12 protein-coding genes and 3 pseudogenes are annotated in these 15,352 nt (G+C 68.9%); 9 read left to right on the top strand and 6 right to left on the bottom strand.

The window, feature by feature from the left end; genetic code table 11:
* Window positions 1-127 precede the first annotated feature (127 nt).
* Genes AQJ91_RS10125 through AQJ91_RS10135 form a run of 3 tightly spaced genes read left to right on the top strand, consistent with a single transcriptional unit; the run spans window position 128 to window position 3,989 of the window.
* A complete protein-coding gene (locus AQJ91_RS10125) occupies window positions 128-1,558 on the top strand; it encodes a family 2B encapsulin nanocompartment shell protein (protein WP_067018626.1) in 1,431 nt (476 codons plus the stop codon).
* Between the two features lie 5 nt (window positions 1,559-1,563).
* A complete protein-coding gene (locus AQJ91_RS10130; RefSeq protein WP_107122392.1) occupies window positions 1,564-3,078 on the top strand; it encodes a family 2 encapsulin nanocompartment cargo protein terpene cyclase in 1,515 nt (504 codons plus the stop codon).
* A 41-nt stretch (window positions 3,079-3,119) separates the two neighbouring features.
* On the top strand, window positions 3,120-3,989 hold the full coding sequence (locus AQJ91_RS10135; RefSeq protein WP_067018629.1) for a geranyl diphosphate 2-C-methyltransferase: 870 nt from the start codon (window positions 3,120-3,122) through the stop codon (window positions 3,987-3,989).
* 67 nt (window positions 3,990-4,056) lie between these two features.
* Here AQJ91_RS10135 and AQJ91_RS10140 read toward each other — a convergent pair whose 3' ends face one another.
* From AQJ91_RS10140 to AQJ91_RS10150, 3 genes are all read right to left on the bottom strand, one after another.
* Window positions 4,057-5,538, bottom strand: a complete 1,482-nt coding sequence (locus tag AQJ91_RS10140; protein WP_067018631.1) for a DEAD/DEAH box helicase — start codon at window positions 5,536-5,538, stop codon at window positions 4,057-4,059.
* A 129-nt stretch (window positions 5,539-5,667) separates the two neighbouring features.
* Complete coding sequence (locus AQJ91_RS10145) at window positions 5,668-5,871, bottom strand: cold-shock protein (protein WP_007383480.1); 204 nt, start codon at window positions 5,869-5,871, stop codon at window positions 5,668-5,670.
* Between the two features lie 926 nt (window positions 5,872-6,797).
* Complete coding sequence (locus AQJ91_RS10150; RefSeq protein WP_067018633.1) at window positions 6,798-7,094, bottom strand: hypothetical protein; 297 nt, start codon at window positions 7,092-7,094, stop codon at window positions 6,798-6,800.
* Window positions 7,095-7,248: 154 nt separating this feature from the next.
* On the opposite strand from AQJ91_RS10150, the pseudogene AQJ91_RS55365 reads away from it, so the two are divergent.
* Both AQJ91_RS55365 and AQJ91_RS10160 read left to right on the top strand, forming a co-directional pair.
* Window positions 7,249-7,774, top strand: a pseudogene (locus AQJ91_RS55365) (tetratricopeptide repeat protein); the annotation flags it as partial.
* A gap of 252 nt (window positions 7,775-8,026) precedes the next feature.
* Complete coding sequence (locus AQJ91_RS10160; protein ID WP_079084822.1) at window positions 8,027-9,277, top strand: lactonase family protein; 1,251 nt, start codon at window positions 8,027-8,029, stop codon at window positions 9,275-9,277.
* Between the two features lie 56 nt (window positions 9,278-9,333).
* Here the strand turns inward: AQJ91_RS10160 and AQJ91_RS55370 are convergent.
* The 3 genes and pseudogenes from AQJ91_RS55370 to AQJ91_RS54365 form a co-directional block, all read right to left on the bottom strand.
* A pseudogene (locus tag AQJ91_RS55370) lies at window positions 9,334-9,477 on the bottom strand (GNAT family N-acetyltransferase); the annotation flags it as partial.
* Window positions 9,478-9,487: 10 nt separating this feature from the next.
* Window positions 9,488-9,739 carry a DUF7848 domain-containing protein gene (locus AQJ91_RS54360; protein WP_067018635.1) on the bottom strand — a complete coding sequence of 84 codons (252 nt, stop codon included), beginning with the start codon at window positions 9,737-9,739 and terminating at the stop codon, window positions 9,488-9,490.
* Window positions 9,736-10,151 (bottom strand): annotated as a pseudogene (locus tag AQJ91_RS54365) (hypothetical protein). The gene AQJ91_RS54360 and the pseudogene AQJ91_RS54365 overlap by 4 nt, the downstream one beginning before the upstream one ends.
* A gap of 35 nt (window positions 10,152-10,186) precedes the next feature.
* On the opposite strand from AQJ91_RS54365, the gene AQJ91_RS10175 reads away from it, so the two are divergent.
* The 4 genes from AQJ91_RS10175 to AQJ91_RS10190 all read left to right on the top strand — a co-directional run bounded on the left by AQJ91_RS10175 (window position 10,187) and on the right by AQJ91_RS10190 (window position 15,342).
* Entirely contained in the window at window positions 10,187-10,447 is a 261-nt protein-coding gene (locus AQJ91_RS10175) for a transposase (protein ID WP_079084807.1), read from the top strand.
* A 582-nt stretch (window positions 10,448-11,029) separates the two neighbouring features.
* The gene (gene ltrA, locus AQJ91_RS10180) at window positions 11,030-12,457 is read left to right on the top strand and encodes a group II intron reverse transcriptase/maturase (RefSeq protein ID WP_067018637.1); all 1,428 of its coding nucleotides are present in this window, start codon (window positions 11,030-11,032) and stop codon (window positions 12,455-12,457) included.
* Between the two features lie 128 nt (window positions 12,458-12,585).
* Window positions 12,586-13,527: an IS3 family transposase gene (locus tag AQJ91_RS10185; RefSeq protein ID WP_199847886.1), complete on the top strand. Its 942-nt coding sequence runs from the start codon at window positions 12,586-12,588 to the stop codon at window positions 13,525-13,527.
* Window positions 13,528-14,106: 579 nt separating this feature from the next.
* Window positions 14,107-15,342 carry an acyl-CoA dehydrogenase family protein gene (locus tag AQJ91_RS10190; protein WP_067018639.1) on the top strand — a complete coding sequence of 412 codons (1,236 nt, stop codon included), beginning with the start codon at window positions 14,107-14,109 and terminating at the stop codon, window positions 15,340-15,342.
* The last annotated feature ends 10 nt before the right edge of the window (window positions 15,343-15,352 follow it).

The following is a 15,352-nucleotide window of genomic DNA, read 5'->3' on the forward strand; positions in this document are numbered from 1 at the left end:
GCTGTCCTTCGTGCGCTCTCTCGTTCGCTTACGCAAGGTGACATGGGGCTGCTAGTTGTATGCGGAGCGTGACGACGACTTGTGTCGTCGCGTCCATTACTCCTAGAGCCACAGAGAGAGGTATGCGATGTCGCTCGACACCGCGACAACGTCGGCGTCAGCCGCCGAGGCGGCGCAGCAGGAGCAGCAGAGCCTCAGCACCGCAGCAGCGCGCAACCTGGCCACGACCACCAAGTCCGAACCCCAGATGCAGGGGATCAGCTCCCGCTGGCTGTCCCGGATGCTGCCGTGGGTGAACGTGCCGGGCGCGACCTACCGGGTCAACCGCCGCCTGGCGTACACCCTGGGCGACGGCCGGGTGTCCTTCGTGAAGACCGGCGCGAAGGTCCAGGTCGTGCCCGCGGAGCTGGGTGAACTGCCGCCGCTGCGCGGCTTCACGGACGACGGCGCGCTCGGCGCGCTGGCGGAGAAGTTCGTGCAGAAGGAGTACGAGCCGGGCCAGATCATCGTGCAGGAGGGCCGCAAGGCGGACCACGTCTACCTGGTCGCGCACGGCAAGGTGGAGAAGGTCGGCGAGGGGCCCTACGGCGACGAGGTGGTCCTCGGCCTGCTGGCGGACGGGGACGCCTTCGGCGGGCAGGTGCTGGCCGGGCCGTCCGGCAGGAAGTGGGAGTTCACGGCACGCGCGGCGGTCGCGACCACGGTCCTCGCGCTGCCGCTGACGGCGTACAAGGCGGTCGCCGACCGGCATGAGGGGCTGCGCGAGCATGTGCAGATGATCAGCTCCAACGGGCACCGGAAGCTCAACAGGTCCGGCGAGGCCGAGATCGCGATGAGCGCCGGGCACATCGGCGAGGAGACGCTGCCGCAGACCTTCGCCGACTACGAACTCTCCCCGCGGGAGTACGAGTTGAGCGTGGCCCAGACCGTGCTGCGGGTGCACAGCCGGGTCGCCGATCTCTACAACGAGCCGATGAACCAGACGCAGCAGCAACTCCGCCTGACCATCGAGGCGTTGCGGGAACGCCAGGAGTACGAGCTGGTCAACAACACGGACTTCGGCATGCTGCACAACGCCGACTACGACCAGCGGATCTCCACGTTCTCCGGCCCGCCCAGCCCGGACGACCTGGACGAGCTGTTGTCCATGCGGCGCGGGACGCGCTGTATGTTCGCGCATCCCAAGGCGATCGCGGCGTTCGGCCGGGAGTGCAACAAGCGGGGCATCTACTTCGGCGGCATCGAGCTGAACGGCCACCACCTGCCCGCGTGGCGCGGCGTGCCGCTGCTGCCGTGCGGCAAGATCCCGGTCAGCAGGCAGGGCACGTCGTCGATCATCGCGATGCGCACCGGCGAGGACGACCAGGGCGTGATCGGGCTGCACCAGACGGGCATCCCGGACGAGATCGAGCCCGGCCTGAACGTGCGGTTCATGGGCATCAGCGAGCAGGCGATCATCTCGTACCTGGTCAGCACCTACTACTCGGCGGCGGTACTGGTGCCGGACGCGCTCGGCGTCCTGGAGAACGTCCAGGTGACCCGCATGAACGGGAGCTGACGGGCGTGTCGTTGATCTCCCGGGCCGTCGCGCCCGCGGCGGACCACGACATGGCGGGCCTGGTACGGGCCCTGCTGTCGGCGGGGGCGTCGGCACCGGCGCGGCTGCCGGTCGCCGCGAAGGCGTCGCGAGGGCCGCGGCTGCCGTCGGGTCCCACGGGGCTGGGCACGTCGGCCGCATCCGCTCTCGTGCGGCCACCGACTCCCGTACGGCCGTCGGGACCGGCTGCCGGCTCGGCGCGCGAGGCCGTTCGCCCGGGGCCGCCGCTGCCCACGGCCCCCACCGGCCTCGGCACGTCGGCGGCGGGGCTGCCCCGGCGCCCTCTCCCGACCGCGGCGCCCGACGCCATACGGCCGCCCGCTCGCGTACGGCTGTCGGCTCCGGTACGGCCGTCGGCCCCCGTGCTGCCCACCGGCCCCACCGGCCTCGGCACGTCGGCGGCGCGGATTGCCCGGCGCTCCCTGCTGCCCATCGCGCCCGACGCCGTACGGGAGTCCGACCCCCTCGGCCTCGGCACGTCGGCGCCCCGCCCGGAACCGGCGTCGTCGGACCCCGCCCCCACCGACCCGGTGCGCAGGCTGCACTGTCCGCCCGCCGTACGCGACGATCCCGCGCTCGGCGAGACCGTCAACGAGCGGCTGGTCGAGTGGGCCGAGGAGGTCGGGATCTATCCCGGTCAGCTCGACAAGGTCCGCAAGGCCGGCTTCGGGCGGCTCATCATGCTCGCCCACCCCGAGTCGGACGACCCCGACCGGCTGCTCGCGGCGGCCAAGTGCGCGCTGTCGGAGTGGTCCGTCGACGACCACTACATGGACGGTGAGGTGGAGGAGGCCCGCCCCGAACTCCTCGGGCAGCGCCTCGCGATCGCCCACTCGGTGATCGACCAGGCCCACCTTCCGCCGGCGTACGCGCCGCAGCTGGAGGAGGTGGTCCAGGCCGACCCGGTGATGCGGGCGCTGCGCTCCGGGCTCGACAACCTCGCCCGGTACGCCACCACCACCCAGGTGCGCCGGCTCCGCCACGAGCTGGGGATCATGTTCGTCGCGTACAACCAGGAAGGCGTCTGGCAGAACACCGGGCAGACGCCGCCCGTCTGGGAGTTCCTGATGCACCGGCACGAGAACAGCTTCGTGCCGTGCATGGTGCTCGTCGACGCGGTCGCCGGATACGAGCTGCCGCAGGGCGAGTTCGCCGATCCGCGGGTACGGCGCGCGTTCACCATGGCCGGTTCGGCGAGCGTGATCGTCAACGACCTGTACTCCATGGGCAAGGAGAGCCCGACGGACTTCAGCCTGCCCCGGCTGATCGCCGCCGAGGACGGCTGCTCACCGGAGGAGGCCGTCGACCGCACGGTCGAGATCCACAACGAACTCATGCACACCTTCGAGGCCGAGGCCGCCGTCCTGTCCGCGACCGGCTCTCCCGAGCTGCGCCGGTTCCTGGCCGGCACCTGGGCCTGGCTGGGCGGCAGCCGCGCATGGCACGCGGGCAGCGCCCGCTACCACGGCGACGCCGCCTGAACTCCCCCCACTTCCCCCCACCGCAAGGAGATTCCCCCAGCATGTCCGCCACCGACATGGAAACGTACGCCGTGGACAAGGTGCTGCGCACCGAGTACCAGAAGTCCGTGGCCGCCTACTGGAACGCCGAGAAGGACCCGGTCAACATCCGCCTCGGCGAGGTCGACGGCCTCTACCACCACCACTACGGCATCGGCGACTACGACCCCGCCGTCCTGAAAGGCCCGGCCGCCACCCGCGACCAGCGCATCATCGAGGAGATGCACCGCCTGGAGACCGCCCAGGCCGAGGTACTCCTCGACCACCTCGGCGACATCGCCCCCACCGCCCGCCTCCTGGACGCCGGCTCCGGCCGCGGCGGCACCAGCTTCATGGCGAACGCCCGCTTCGGCTGCCATGTGGACGGCGTCAGCATCTCCGAGCAGCAGGTCGCCTTCGCCAACGACCAGGCCGGTCAGCGGGGCGTGGCGGACAAGGTCCGCTTCCACTTCCGCAACATGCTCGACACCCGCCTGGAGACCGGCTCGCGCCGCGCGATCTGGACCAACGAGACGACGATGTACGTCGATCTCTTCGATCTCTTCGCCGAGTTCTCCCGCCTGCTGGAATACGGCGGCCGCTATGTGTGCATCACCGGGTGCTCCAACGACGTCACCGGCCTGCGCTCCAAGGCCGTCAGCCGGATCGACGAGCACTACACCTGCAACATCCATCCCCGCAGTGAGTACTTCAAGGCCCTCGCCGCCAACGACCTCGTCCCCATGGAGGTCGTCGACCTGACGCCGGACACGATCCCGTACTGGGAGCTGCGCGCGAAGTCGTCCGTGGCGACCGGCATCGAGGACCCCTTCCTCACCGCCTACAAGGAGGGCAGCTTCCACTACCTCCTGATCGCGGCCGACCGCATCTGACCTACCAACACTCCGGCCCGGACCCCATCGAGGGGCCCGGGCCGTCAAACACGATCGAGCGCCGGTGTCAGCGGCCCTGCCCCTTGGTGGAGGTGCGGCGGCGGGCGGCCTGGCCCGGCCGGCTGCGCCGGCCACGCGCGGAGGAACCCGAGCGCTCGGGACGCTTCTCGGCGGGCGGCGGGGTCAGTACCACGGGCACGCCCGACGGCGCCTGCGCACCGGTAATACGGGTCAGCTCGGCCTCGCCGGAGCGGACCCGGGCGGTCCGCGGGGTGATACCGGCGTCGGACATCAGGCGGTCCATGTCACGGCGCTGGTGGGGCAGAACCAGCGTGACGACGGTGCCGGACTCGCCGGCCCGGGCGGTACGGCCGCCACGGTGCAGATAGTCCTTGTGGTCGCCGGGCGGATCGACGTTGACGACGAGGTCGAGGTCATCGACGTGGATACCGCGGGCCGCGACGTTGGTGGCGATCAGCGCCGTGACACGGCCCTCCTTGAACTGGGCCAGCGTGCGGGTGCGCTGCGACTGGGACTTGCCGCCGTGCAGGGCCGCGGCCCGCACACCGACCGCCAGCAGCTTCTTGGCCAGCCGGTCCGCCGCGTGCTTGGTGTCCAGGAACATGATCACGCGGCCCTCGCGGGCGGCGATCTCCGTCGTGGTGTTGTGCTTGTCGGCGTCGTCCACGTGCAGCACATGGTGCTCCATCGTGGTGACCGCGCCCGCGGACGGATCGACCGAGTGCACCACGGGGTCGTGCAGATAGCGGCGTACCAGACGGTCCACATTGCGGTCCAGGGTGGCCGAGAACAGCATCCGCTGCCCCTCCGGCCGCACCTGGTCGAGCAGGGCCGTCACCTGCGGCATGAAGCCCATGTCGGCCATCTGGTCGGCCTCGTCCAGCACCGTGATGGCGACGCGGTCCAGGCGGCAGTCGTCGCGGTCTATGAGGTCCTTGAGCCGGCCGGGCGTCGCGACGACGACCTCGGCGCCGGCGCGCAGCGCGCTCGCCTGCCGGCCGATCGACAGACCGCCGACCACCGTGGCGAGCCGCAGCCGCAGCCCGCGGGCGTACGGGGTGAGGGCGTCGGTGACCTGCTGGGCCAGCTCCCGGGTGGGGACGAGGACGAGCGCCAGCGGATGCCGGGGCTCGGCCCGCTGTCCCTCCGTACGGGCCAGCAGGGCGAGGCCGAAGGCGAGGGTCTTGCCCGACCCGGTGCGCCCGCGGCCCAGGACGTCCCGGCCGGCCAGCGAGTTGGGAAGCGTCGCGGCCTGGATCGGGAACGGGGCGGTCACGCCCTCGGACTCGAGGGCGGCCAGCAACTGCTTGGGCATGTCGAGTTCGGCGAACGACTCGACCGGCGGCAGGGCCGGAGTGATGGTGACCGGGAGTGCGAACTCCCCGCCGACCGGGGCGGGCCGGCCGCTACGGCCGTTCCGTCCGGTGTTGGCCGAACGGGCGCCGCGGTTGCTCCGGGCGGAGCCGGCCGCGCCTCTGTCCGTACGGGAGCGGGAGGAGCCGTTGTTCGTGCGAGCTGTGCGGTTCAAGGGGAACCTTCCTCGGGGCGGCACGATGTCGAGGAAGCCCTCCCAGCGGTCCGCTACGCAGTGAAAATGCGATGAGCCGGGACCCGCACCCCAAGAGTGCGGGCCCCGGCCACGTGGTACGCGTCAGCGTCAGGCGGGAACGATGTTCTCGGCCTGCGGGCCCTTCTGGCCCTGCGTGACGTCGAAGGTCACCTTCTGGCCCTCCTGAAGCTCGCGGAAGCCGGAGGTGGCGATGTTCGAGTAGTGGGCGAATACGTCCGCGCCGCCACCGTCCTGCTCGATGAAGCCGAAGCCCTTTTCCGCGTTGAACCACTTCACGGTGCCAGATGCCATATTGAATCTCCCTTGAGGGCAATGCCCGGAGTCCGCACCTTGCAGACCCGGCGTCGCAACAAAGGTTTCCCGGAAATAAAAAGAGTGCTCGTCGACGGAAGGTCGAAAGAGCACTCAAAAGCCTCTGGTAACCAAGACTGCAACTTTCGCAACGTTAGCACAGGTCGAGGGCCAAGGTCCCTATGTGCTGCGTCACGTCTCCGAGGCGGCCCTCGTGCCCGAGTGCCCGGCGGGCCTTGCATGCTCTGGGCATCTGCGGCTTGCTCCGGGGTTGACCTGCGGCGGAGCAGTGTCGGTGCCTGGTGGGCGGTCGATTGGCTCCCCGGTGTTCCCCGCACGATCTGGCATGGTTCTGGCACAGGGCTTCAGGTCGCGAGAACGACCTAGCAGGATCCGTTTTGCGTGACATGAGGCTCCGCAGGCCGGTCTCCAGCGCGAGTACGTCGCAGAGCAGGTCGGAGACTGCCGGTGCGTTGTCGGCGGCTCGTCGCGCTTGGGCAGCGCCGTGTGGTCAACGTAGCCGAGATCGACCAGCACCGACTCCCTCAGCATGTCCTCCAGGATGGGCAGTCCGTAGGAACGCAGTCCCGATTCCAGGACGCCCAGGAAGTTCTCCGGCTCGCGTGGCGCGGCCACCCAGGCGGGGAGCCCCGCACCTCTGATGCGCTCACGGAACAGGGCTTTACCGCGCTTGAGTTCGCGCGGAAGTTGCTCCATGTACCGCATGATGCGCGGGTGTGCGAGCGGGCTCACCGGCCAGATACCGGCCCGGAGGAATCCGGATTGTGGGGTCTTCGAAGTTAGGCGGTGCGGCTCTTTGCCGGTGCCTGCCTCTGTGGCCTTCGCCAGCGAGGATGTGACACTTCAGCGCCGGGTGTCACATCCTCGCGAGTCACCGCTCCGCGCCAGCGCTTCTCGCGCACCGCTTAACTACGAAGACCCGGATTGTGCAGCCCGAACGCCATCAGAGTCGGCACGGGCAGCACCGGGATGGGCGCCAGATTGTCGTTCACCTCTGCGAGTGCCCGCACGGCCCTTCTGCCGAGCCATGGGACCGGTTCAGGTGTCGGCAGTTCTGCCTCGGTCCTGGAGTGGCGTGCGTTGATCTCGTCTCCGCCGCTGCCGGTGAACATGACCTCGCACCGCCGTGCCGCGGCTTGCTCGCGCACCACGTCGAATGCCTCTTGGTAGAAGGCTCCGGTCGGATCGTGCGGCTTTCCCAACGCCCGTACTCCTCCTGGTACGAACGGCGGGTACTGCATGGCGGGTACTGCATGGCGGGGATCGCGGTGTCCCGGAACCCGCATTGATCCACCAGGGCGCGTCTACGCTCGCGCTGATCCGCGCCAAGGGTTCCGCCCACCAACAGGCCGAAGCCACCTGACGTACTGCACCACTCTGCGGGGGATGAGCGTCCAGGCGGTCGACCTGCACCACGGGGCAAAGGCAGCGGAACTCGCCGACGCCGTACAGGGGCGCTGCAATACATCCGGGAGGCCGAAGCCGCCATGGACCGCGCCGGGTCACGCGGCAAGGCATTTGGCTCGTACGATCCCTCGTCACTCAACTACCACGTCAGCCAGGTCCGCTATGAACTGGGCGACAAGGCCGGAGCCGTCGAAGCCATGCAACAGGCGACCGGCTCCGCCCCAGCTCCTACCAGCGCACACGGGTCCACCGACGCGGCCTGCTGGCCGAACGCCAACTGGAACTCGGCCACCTCGAAGCAGCATGCGCCACCTGGCACCAGGCCCTCGACGACTACCCCAAGGTCCAGTCCGGCCGCGCCGACGACCGCGTGAAGGCCATGTTCGGCCTCCTGCGACCGCACCTGAAGAACACGGCCGCCCACGACCTGTTCGACCGGGCACGCGCCATCGCGCCGTTTCCGTTGGTGAGTTGACGCGGCTTCGGCAGCGGGACGACCTTCGAGAAGGTCGCGCGGATCGCCGACGCATCGCGTACCCCCGGAGAGTTGCTCGGTCTCGCGCGCCCTGCGAATGAGGGGAACCCGGCTCGCCACGCGCGGACTCTCTTACGAGAGTCTGACGCGCCCCCCGTTCCGCGTCGGAACACCCTCCCCTCTGGCCACTCTGGTGCCGTCCGCAGCCGTGGACGGCACCGCACAGCCACCGAGGAACGGGACGTGAACATCATGCACAGCAGCCACCGTGGTCACCGCCGTACGAGCCAGCCCGCCGACCCGCGTGCAGGGCACCGCGCGAAGTCCAGGACCCGGCGTATCGTCATCGGCGGCGGGGCCCTCGCCTCCGCCGCCGCGGTCACCGTGGCCGTGACCGTGGCCTCGGCCGGGCAGTACGCCGAGAGTCCCGCCGGCGCCGATCACGCCGTCTTCGTGCAGGGCAACGAGCTGGACGGCAACACCATCCATGTGTTCGCGCGGGGCGACGACGGCAAGCTCAGTCCCAGCGGCACCTACGCCACCGGCGGCGAGGGCGGTGACCAGGTCGACGCGCCCACCGACTCGCTCGCCTCCCAGGACTCCCTCGTCTACGACGACGGCTCGGGGATGCTGCTGGCGGTCAACGCCGGTAGCGGGACGGTGACCTCGTTCCGCGTCGAGGGGCAGGAGCTGAAGGATCGGAAGGTCGTGGACTCCGGTGGGGAGTTCCCGGCCGGCATCGCCGTGCACGGCAGGGTCGCGTACGTCATGAACGCGGGCGGCGCGGGCAGCGTCCAGGGGTTCAAGATCACCAGCAAGGGGCTGAAGCCGTTGCGTGGGTCCCACCGTTCCCTGGGGCTCGACAACGAGGACATACCGCGCTTCGACACCTCGCCGGGCGAGGTCGAGTTCACCCCGGACGGACGCAACCTGGTCGTCACCACCAAGGGCAACAACACCGTCGAGGTCTTCCCGATGAAGCGCAACGGTCTGCCGGCCGTCGCCGAGCCCGTCGTCAACGAGTCGGCGGGCGGCGTTCCGTTCGCGATCAGCTTCGACGGGACGGGCAAGCGGATGCTGGTCGCCGAAGCCGAGAAGTCCACGGTCACCACGTACCAGGTGAAGCGCGACGGCAAGCTGAAGGTCCTTCAGCAGCCCCTGGCCAGCGGTCAGGAGGTCCTGTGCTGGCTGGTGCGCGCGGGCGACTTCTTCTACGGCGGCAACACCGGCAACTCCACCGTCACCGGCTACCGCATGGACAAGCACGGCAAGCTCGCCCTCACCAACGAGGTGGGCATCGCCACCCCGCCCTCCGCCAACTCGCAGGGCGTCATCGACCTCGCGGTGACCGAGGACGAGAAGTTCGTCTACGTCCAGAACGCCGTCTCCGGCACCGTCGACGGCTTCCGCGTCGAGGCCGACGGCGCCCTCACCAAGGTCACGACGGCCGAGGACCTGCCCGTCTTCGAGGAGTCCGGGATGGAGGGCATCGCTGCGGTCTGACGAGCATCAGCACTGTGCACTGCGGCGAGAGCCGTCCCGGCCGGCACGGTGGACGCTGGGCCACCGATGTAGGTGCCCACCTCTGGCGAGGCGAACAGCTCGATGAACGCCGCACGGTCCCGGGCCTCGGACTCGCGGAGCACGAGCCGGTCGGTCCTTGTCGGGGCAGGTGGCCAGGCGACCGGTCCGAGTCCGGTCATGGCGGGCAACCTATCGCACGCCCAGGCCGTCCGGGGGTTCCATGACCGCGTAGTCCGCGAAATCCCGTCGGTAGCACGTGTGTCGGGTCTCCTGAGTGTGCTTGCGCTGCCACTCCTCGACCGCTGCCGGGTCGTGCCGTACACCGGATTCGGCGCCGCACTCGGATTCGTCCCCTGAGACACAGCGCGCCTCGTACTCCGGCTCTGCCGTCGCGTCCTGCACGATGGTGAACGGTACGTACCGGAACAACCGCCGGCTCATCCGCGGTGCTCCCGCCGCTGGTGCTGACGCATCAGCACGTTGGCATCGGTTTCCTCGCTGCGGTCGAACCGAGCACGCGCGGCCTCGCGTTGACCGGCGAGTGCCGCGCACGTCGTGCAGCCGGGGACGGGCACGGGCGGACGGCTCACGTCGAAGGACGGCACGCTCACAGCGACCGCCCGGCGCGGTCATTGGCCGCCTTGACTCCGGCGCTCAGCCGTTCCGCCACGGTGGCCGGGCGGATCCGCGCCGGGTCGGCCTGCCAATCGCGACCGCCGCCGACGGGGCGGAGCATGGCGTACGGTCCGGCTGCCGCCTGGTACTCGCCGACCTTGTCCGTTGCGGGGTCGTAGACCAATGACCTTCCCCTCGTAGCGTAGAGACCCTGACTGCAGGGGAAGTTGAGGGTCATGGCGGGCAAGAGGCGGAAGTTCGACGCGGAGTTTCGTGAGGGGGGCTGTGCGGATCGTCGCCGAGACCGGCAAGCCGATCGCGCAGGTGGCACAGGATCTCGGGATCAACGAGACCACGCTGGCGAGCTGGGTGTCGCGGGCCCGCAGGGCCGGCGGGGCCACGGCGACGGGTGAGAGCGAGGAGCTCGCGCGGCTGCGGCGGGAGAACGCGCAGCTGAAGAAGGACAACAAGGAGCTGGCCATGGAGCGTGATGTGCTCAAACGCTGCATGGGTGCGCCACGAAGTTCTGTGTGACCGAGTGGTGGTGCAAGACCACCTCCGCCGGGCCGTCGCAGCGGTTCGGTAGAAGCTGGGGGCAGTCTGACCCGGGGGACGCCGGGGAGGGCGGGAAGCAGCCCCGACAACGACGGGACGCGCCGGTACTGCCAGACGGTGCGGGTCCGGCAAGCGAGGCCAGAAGGTGTACGTGAGGAACCTGCGGTTAAAGCTCCGTAAGCGTTGTACCGGCTCCAACCTGGTGGATCTGGGCCGGGATGCAGTACGCGGCTGCCCTACATGCGGGCCGCCGACTCCGGAATCCGAGAAGTCTTCGGGTCCGGTGGCCGTGCCGAAGGACTGCGGCGTAGGCACGGCGAGGCTGCCGGGGCAAAGCAGGGCACCCATCCTGGCCGATCGGCACACAGGGAACGTGGGAACCATCCGAGACCGCCCCCGCACCGGCCTTCCAGGCCGGGAGCGGGGGCAGGCCCGTCGCCGGCTGGCGGTCTCGTGGTGGGGCGGAGGACCCGTAGTAGTCCGAGCGCGCGAAAAGCGCGTACATGGCGAAGGGGTCCAGCAAGTCGGCAGTGCGGAAGCTGGAATGCCAGGAGGTCGTTGGTGAATACCGACGAGCTGGAGGAGGTCGCGTATGTGGCCGAACGCCGGGTACTGAAGATCCAGGCCAAGCTGCACCGCTGGGCGGCGGAGGATCCTCTCCGCCGGTTTGATGACCTGCACAATCTGGTCTGCGACCTGGCCTTCCTGCTTGCAGGGTGGATGCGGGTGCGGAGCAACAAGGGTGCGCGCACGGCCGGAGTGGACGGCGTGACCGCCCACTACATCGAGGACGTGCGCGGACTGGAGGGCTTCCTTGCGGAGTTGCGGGCCGAGTTGAAGGCCCGCACCTTCCGGCCCTTGCCGGTGCGGCAGCGTGGGATCCCCAAGGCGGGCGTCAAGGTCCGCTACCTGGGGATCAACACGATCCGCGACCGGGTGGTCCAGGCGTCCTTGAAGCTGATCCTGGAGCCGATCTTCGAGGCGGACTTCCTCCCGTGTTCCTACGGGTTCCGCCCCAAGCGCCGGGCCCATGACGCGATCGCCGAGAGTCACCATCTGGCCTCCCGCTCCTATGAGTGGGTGGTTGAGGGCGACATCGAGGCGTGCTTCGACAACATCGGGCATGCTCCCGTTCTCCAACGGATGCGGGCCCGGGTCGGAGACAAACGCGTCATGGACTTGGTGAAGGCGTTCCTCAAGGCCGGGATCCTCACCGAGGACTCCGAGCTGAAGGAATCGAGGACCGGTGCACCGCAAGGCGGGATCTTGTCACCCGTGATCTCCAACATCGCTCTGTCCGTACTGGACGAGGCGATCGCGGCGGGAGCGGGAGGACCAGGAGCCACCCGCAGTCGCAGGGCCCACCGGCGGGCAACGGGCAAGCCCAACTACCGGATCTGCCGGTACGCGGACGATTTTCTCGTGCTCGTCGCCGGGACCCGCGAGGATGCGAGTCGCATCCGGGACTGGGTGGCCGAGGTGCTCTCCCCGATGGGCCTGCGCCTGTCACCGGAGAAGACGAAGATCACGCACATCGAGGAGGGCCTGGACTTCCTCGGCTGGCGTCTCCAGCGCCACCGGAAGAAGGGCACCAATCGGCGCTATGTCTACACCTATCCGTCCAAGAAGGCGCTCGCGTCGGTCAAGGACAAGGTGCGCAACGTGTGCCGACAGGACACCAATCTGCCGCTGGAAGTCCTGCTGCACCGCCTCAACCGGGTGCTGCGGGGCTGGACCGCCTACTTCCGTTTCGGCGTCTCGCATGCCACCTTCCGATACCTGCGCCATTTCGTCTGGCAGCGGGTCATCAAGTGGCTGCGAAGGAAGTTCCGCCGGAGCACCTGGAAGGACCTGCGCCGCCGCTACTGCGGTGGCCGCTGGTGGCCCGTCACGGACGAGGTGCGGCTGTTCGACCCCGCGAGGGTGAAGACCATCCGCTACCTCTACCGAGGGATGAAGATCCCCTCTCCGTGGCCCAGCACCGGCTGAAGAAGCCGCCCAACCGGGGCTTGTGGAGCGCCCGTTGCTCGGGAACGGGCACGGCGGGTGCGGAGGGCGGCCCGGGGAAACGGGCTGGTCGCAAGGCCAGCACCGCGCCTCGGGCCGACCCTACTCTTGTGGGTGAAGTAGCTGTGGCGGACCCGGCGGTGCTCGTCGGGGTGATCAGCGACCAGAAGACCGGGCACAGCATTCCGTACCGCACCTCCTGCCGGGCACTCGGCGTGTCGGAGGCGTGGTTCTACAAGTGGCGCCGCAGACCGTCCGAGCCGACGAAACGCGAGGTCAGACGCGCAGAGCTGGCCGAGAGGATCCGCTGCTTCTTCGACCGCTCGGGCCGGACGTACGGCTCGCCGAGGATCACGCTGGATTTGTGGGAGGAGGGCTGGCAGGTGTCGCAGAACACCGTCGCCGAGATCATGGCCGAACTCGGGCTGCAGGGCCGCAAGCCTCCGCGTCGACGCCGTTCACTGACCCGTCCCGGCAAGCGGAAGACTGCTCCTGACCTGGTGCGACGCAAGTTCGACGCCATCGCGCCCAACGTCTTGTGGTGGGGCGACATGACGGAGATCGACACCGGCGAGGGCAAGCTCTACCTCGCATCCGTCCACGACGCGTTCTCCCGCCGGGCCCTGGGCTACGCGATGGGCGCGCGGCACGACGCCGCGCTGGTCAGCGCCGCCCTGCAGATGGCGATTGCGACGAGAGGCGGCCAGGTCGACGGCGTCATCTTCCACACGGACCGCGGCAGCGAATACACCTCTGAGGCGTTCCAGCAGCTGTGCGGCCGCTGGGGCGTGGTTCAGTCGATGGGGCGCGTCGGGTCCGCGCTGGACAATGCCGCCGCGGAGTCGTTCCACTCGGTCTTCAAGGTCGAGTACATCCACCGGCGCACCTTCGCCACCCGCGCCGAGGCGAGGCTGAAGACCGCCACATGGATCGCGGACTTCTACAACACGAAACGCCGTCACAGCGCGGCCGGCGGGAAACCACCCGTCGAGTTCGAACGGATCATCCAGGAAACGCGAGCGCGGACCGATCAGGAAGGCCGGACCGCATAACCAACGTCTCTACGCAACCAGGGGATTGACACTGGGCACGTTGTCGGCGTAGGCGTACGCGGAGACGTACGGCGTCGACAGGTCCCGGGCGGTCGGCTGAGTCCGGCCCCCGACCGGCTCACCAGAGTGACGCAAGTGCACGATGTTGCAATTGTTGTTGATGCGGCTGCTTTGTTCGCCAACCGCCGTGGCTGGTCTGCGACGGTGGCGCGTCACCGGGGTGCTGGTGCTGGTTCTTGTATCGGCCAGACACAATGTGACTGATTGTCGAGGGGTGCCGTGGCCTGCCCGGCGGGCAATTGCCTGATGTGCAGGCCAATGTCCGTATGGGTTGAACCATGTTCAGGCTTGAGCGGTTTCTCTCCGTAGTGTGACCGGTCGAGGGCGACTTCCGCTCCATATCGCACGCTTGAAGCGGAGTGCAAGATGCCGTATTTCGGTCAACATCGGAAGGTGATCTTGGCTGAGATGGATCGATAAGTAGACACTCTTGTGGGCGGTCAGCCTGGGGCAAGGACCACTGCCCGACGAACGACCTCCGTTTCCGGACGGATCGGAGGCAGCGGTGCAGGAGGGGTTGTGGAACGCTATTTCACCAGTGGGTGGCACGAGGACCTGCGGGGCCGCGTGCGTGAGTTCGCCGAACGGGAGGTACGCCCCCGGATAGCCGAGATGGAGACCTCACGGTCCGTTGCGCACGAACTGTCCGGGCTCATCGCCCGGCAGGGCTGGATCGGCGTGACCATCGGCAAGGAGTACGGCGGACTGGGCGCCGGACATCTGGCCAAAACCATCATCATCGAGGAACTGGCCCGCGTCAGCGGCGCCATGGGAGCCATGGTGCAGGCCTCCCAGCTCGGCGTCGCCAAGATCATTCACTTCGGCAGCGCGCTCCAGAAGAGCACCTGGCTGCCGCGCATCGCCGCGGGCGACTGCCTGCCGACGATCGCGGTCACCGAACTGGAGTCGGGCGGCCATGTCCTGGGCATGAGCACCACCGCCGTCCGCGACGGCGACGACTACATCCTCAACGGCCACAAGGTCTACGTCGGCAACAGCCACGTCGGCGACCTGCACGGCGTGGTCGTGCGGACCGGCGAGGGATCCAAGGGACTGTCGGCCTTCCTCGTCGAGGCCGACCGCCCCGGCTTCTCACTCGGCGAGCACCAGCCCGCCATGGGTCTGCACGGCTTCAGCTTCGGCAAGCTGATCTTCGACAACTGCCGGGTACCGGCGGCGAACCTGCTCGGCGCGGAGGGCCAGGGCCTGGCCGTCGCCTACTCGTCGAGCATCCTGTACGGCAGGCCCAACCTGACGGCCGTCTCACTCGGTATCCACCAGGCCGTCTTCGAGGAGACGACCGCCCTGTGCATCGAGCGCGAGCGGTACGGTGCGCCGCTGGGCGCGCTCAACAGCGTCAAGCTCAAGCTGGGCAGGATCAAGTCACGGCTGATGACGGCCCGGTTGGCCGCCTATCACGCCGTACACCTGCTCGACCAGGGGCTGCCGTGCGACGCGGAACTGATGAACGCCAAGTTCCTCAACCACGAGTCCGCCGTCGACTCGGCCCGCGACGCCATGGAACTGCACGCCGCCAGCGGCCTGTTCACCGACCGCCCGGTCGAGCGCTATCTGCGCGACGCCCATCACATCTACGCACCCGCCGGCACCTCCGACGTCCAGCTGCTGCGCCTGGGCGAGATCGCGCTCGGCAACTCCAAGGGCCAGTGGTCCGAGCGGCTGTCCACCCTCGTACGGACCGTGGAACCCCAGCGCCGGGAGGAACAGTTGGAGCCGGCCGGGTCCGCGGGCTGAACTGAACCAC

The sequence above is a fragment of the Streptomyces dysideae genome (genome assembly GCF_001514305.1).
In the GTDB taxonomy this organism is placed as follows: domain Bacteria; phylum Actinomycetota; class Actinomycetes; order Streptomycetales; family Streptomycetaceae; genus Streptomyces; species Streptomyces dysideae.

Coding starts and splice junctions, on each gene's coding strand:
- AQJ91_RS10125 (WP_067018626.1), top strand. CDS start 128: ATGTCGCTCGACACCGCGACAACGTCGGCGTCAGCCGCCGAGGCGGCG.
- AQJ91_RS10135 (WP_067018629.1), top strand. CDS start 3,120: ATGTCCGCCACCGACATGGAAACGTACGCCGTGGACAAGGTGCTGCGC.
- AQJ91_RS10145 (WP_007383480.1), bottom strand. CDS start 5,871: ATGGCATCTGGCACCGTGAAGTGGTTCAACGCGGAAAAGGGCTTCGGC.
- AQJ91_RS10160 (WP_079084822.1), top strand. CDS start 8,027: ATGCACAGCAGCCACCGTGGTCACCGCCGTACGAGCCAGCCCGCCGAC.
- AQJ91_RS54360 (WP_067018635.1), bottom strand. CDS start 9,739: ATGAGCCGGCGGTTGTTCCGGTACGTACCGTTCACCATCGTGCAGGAC.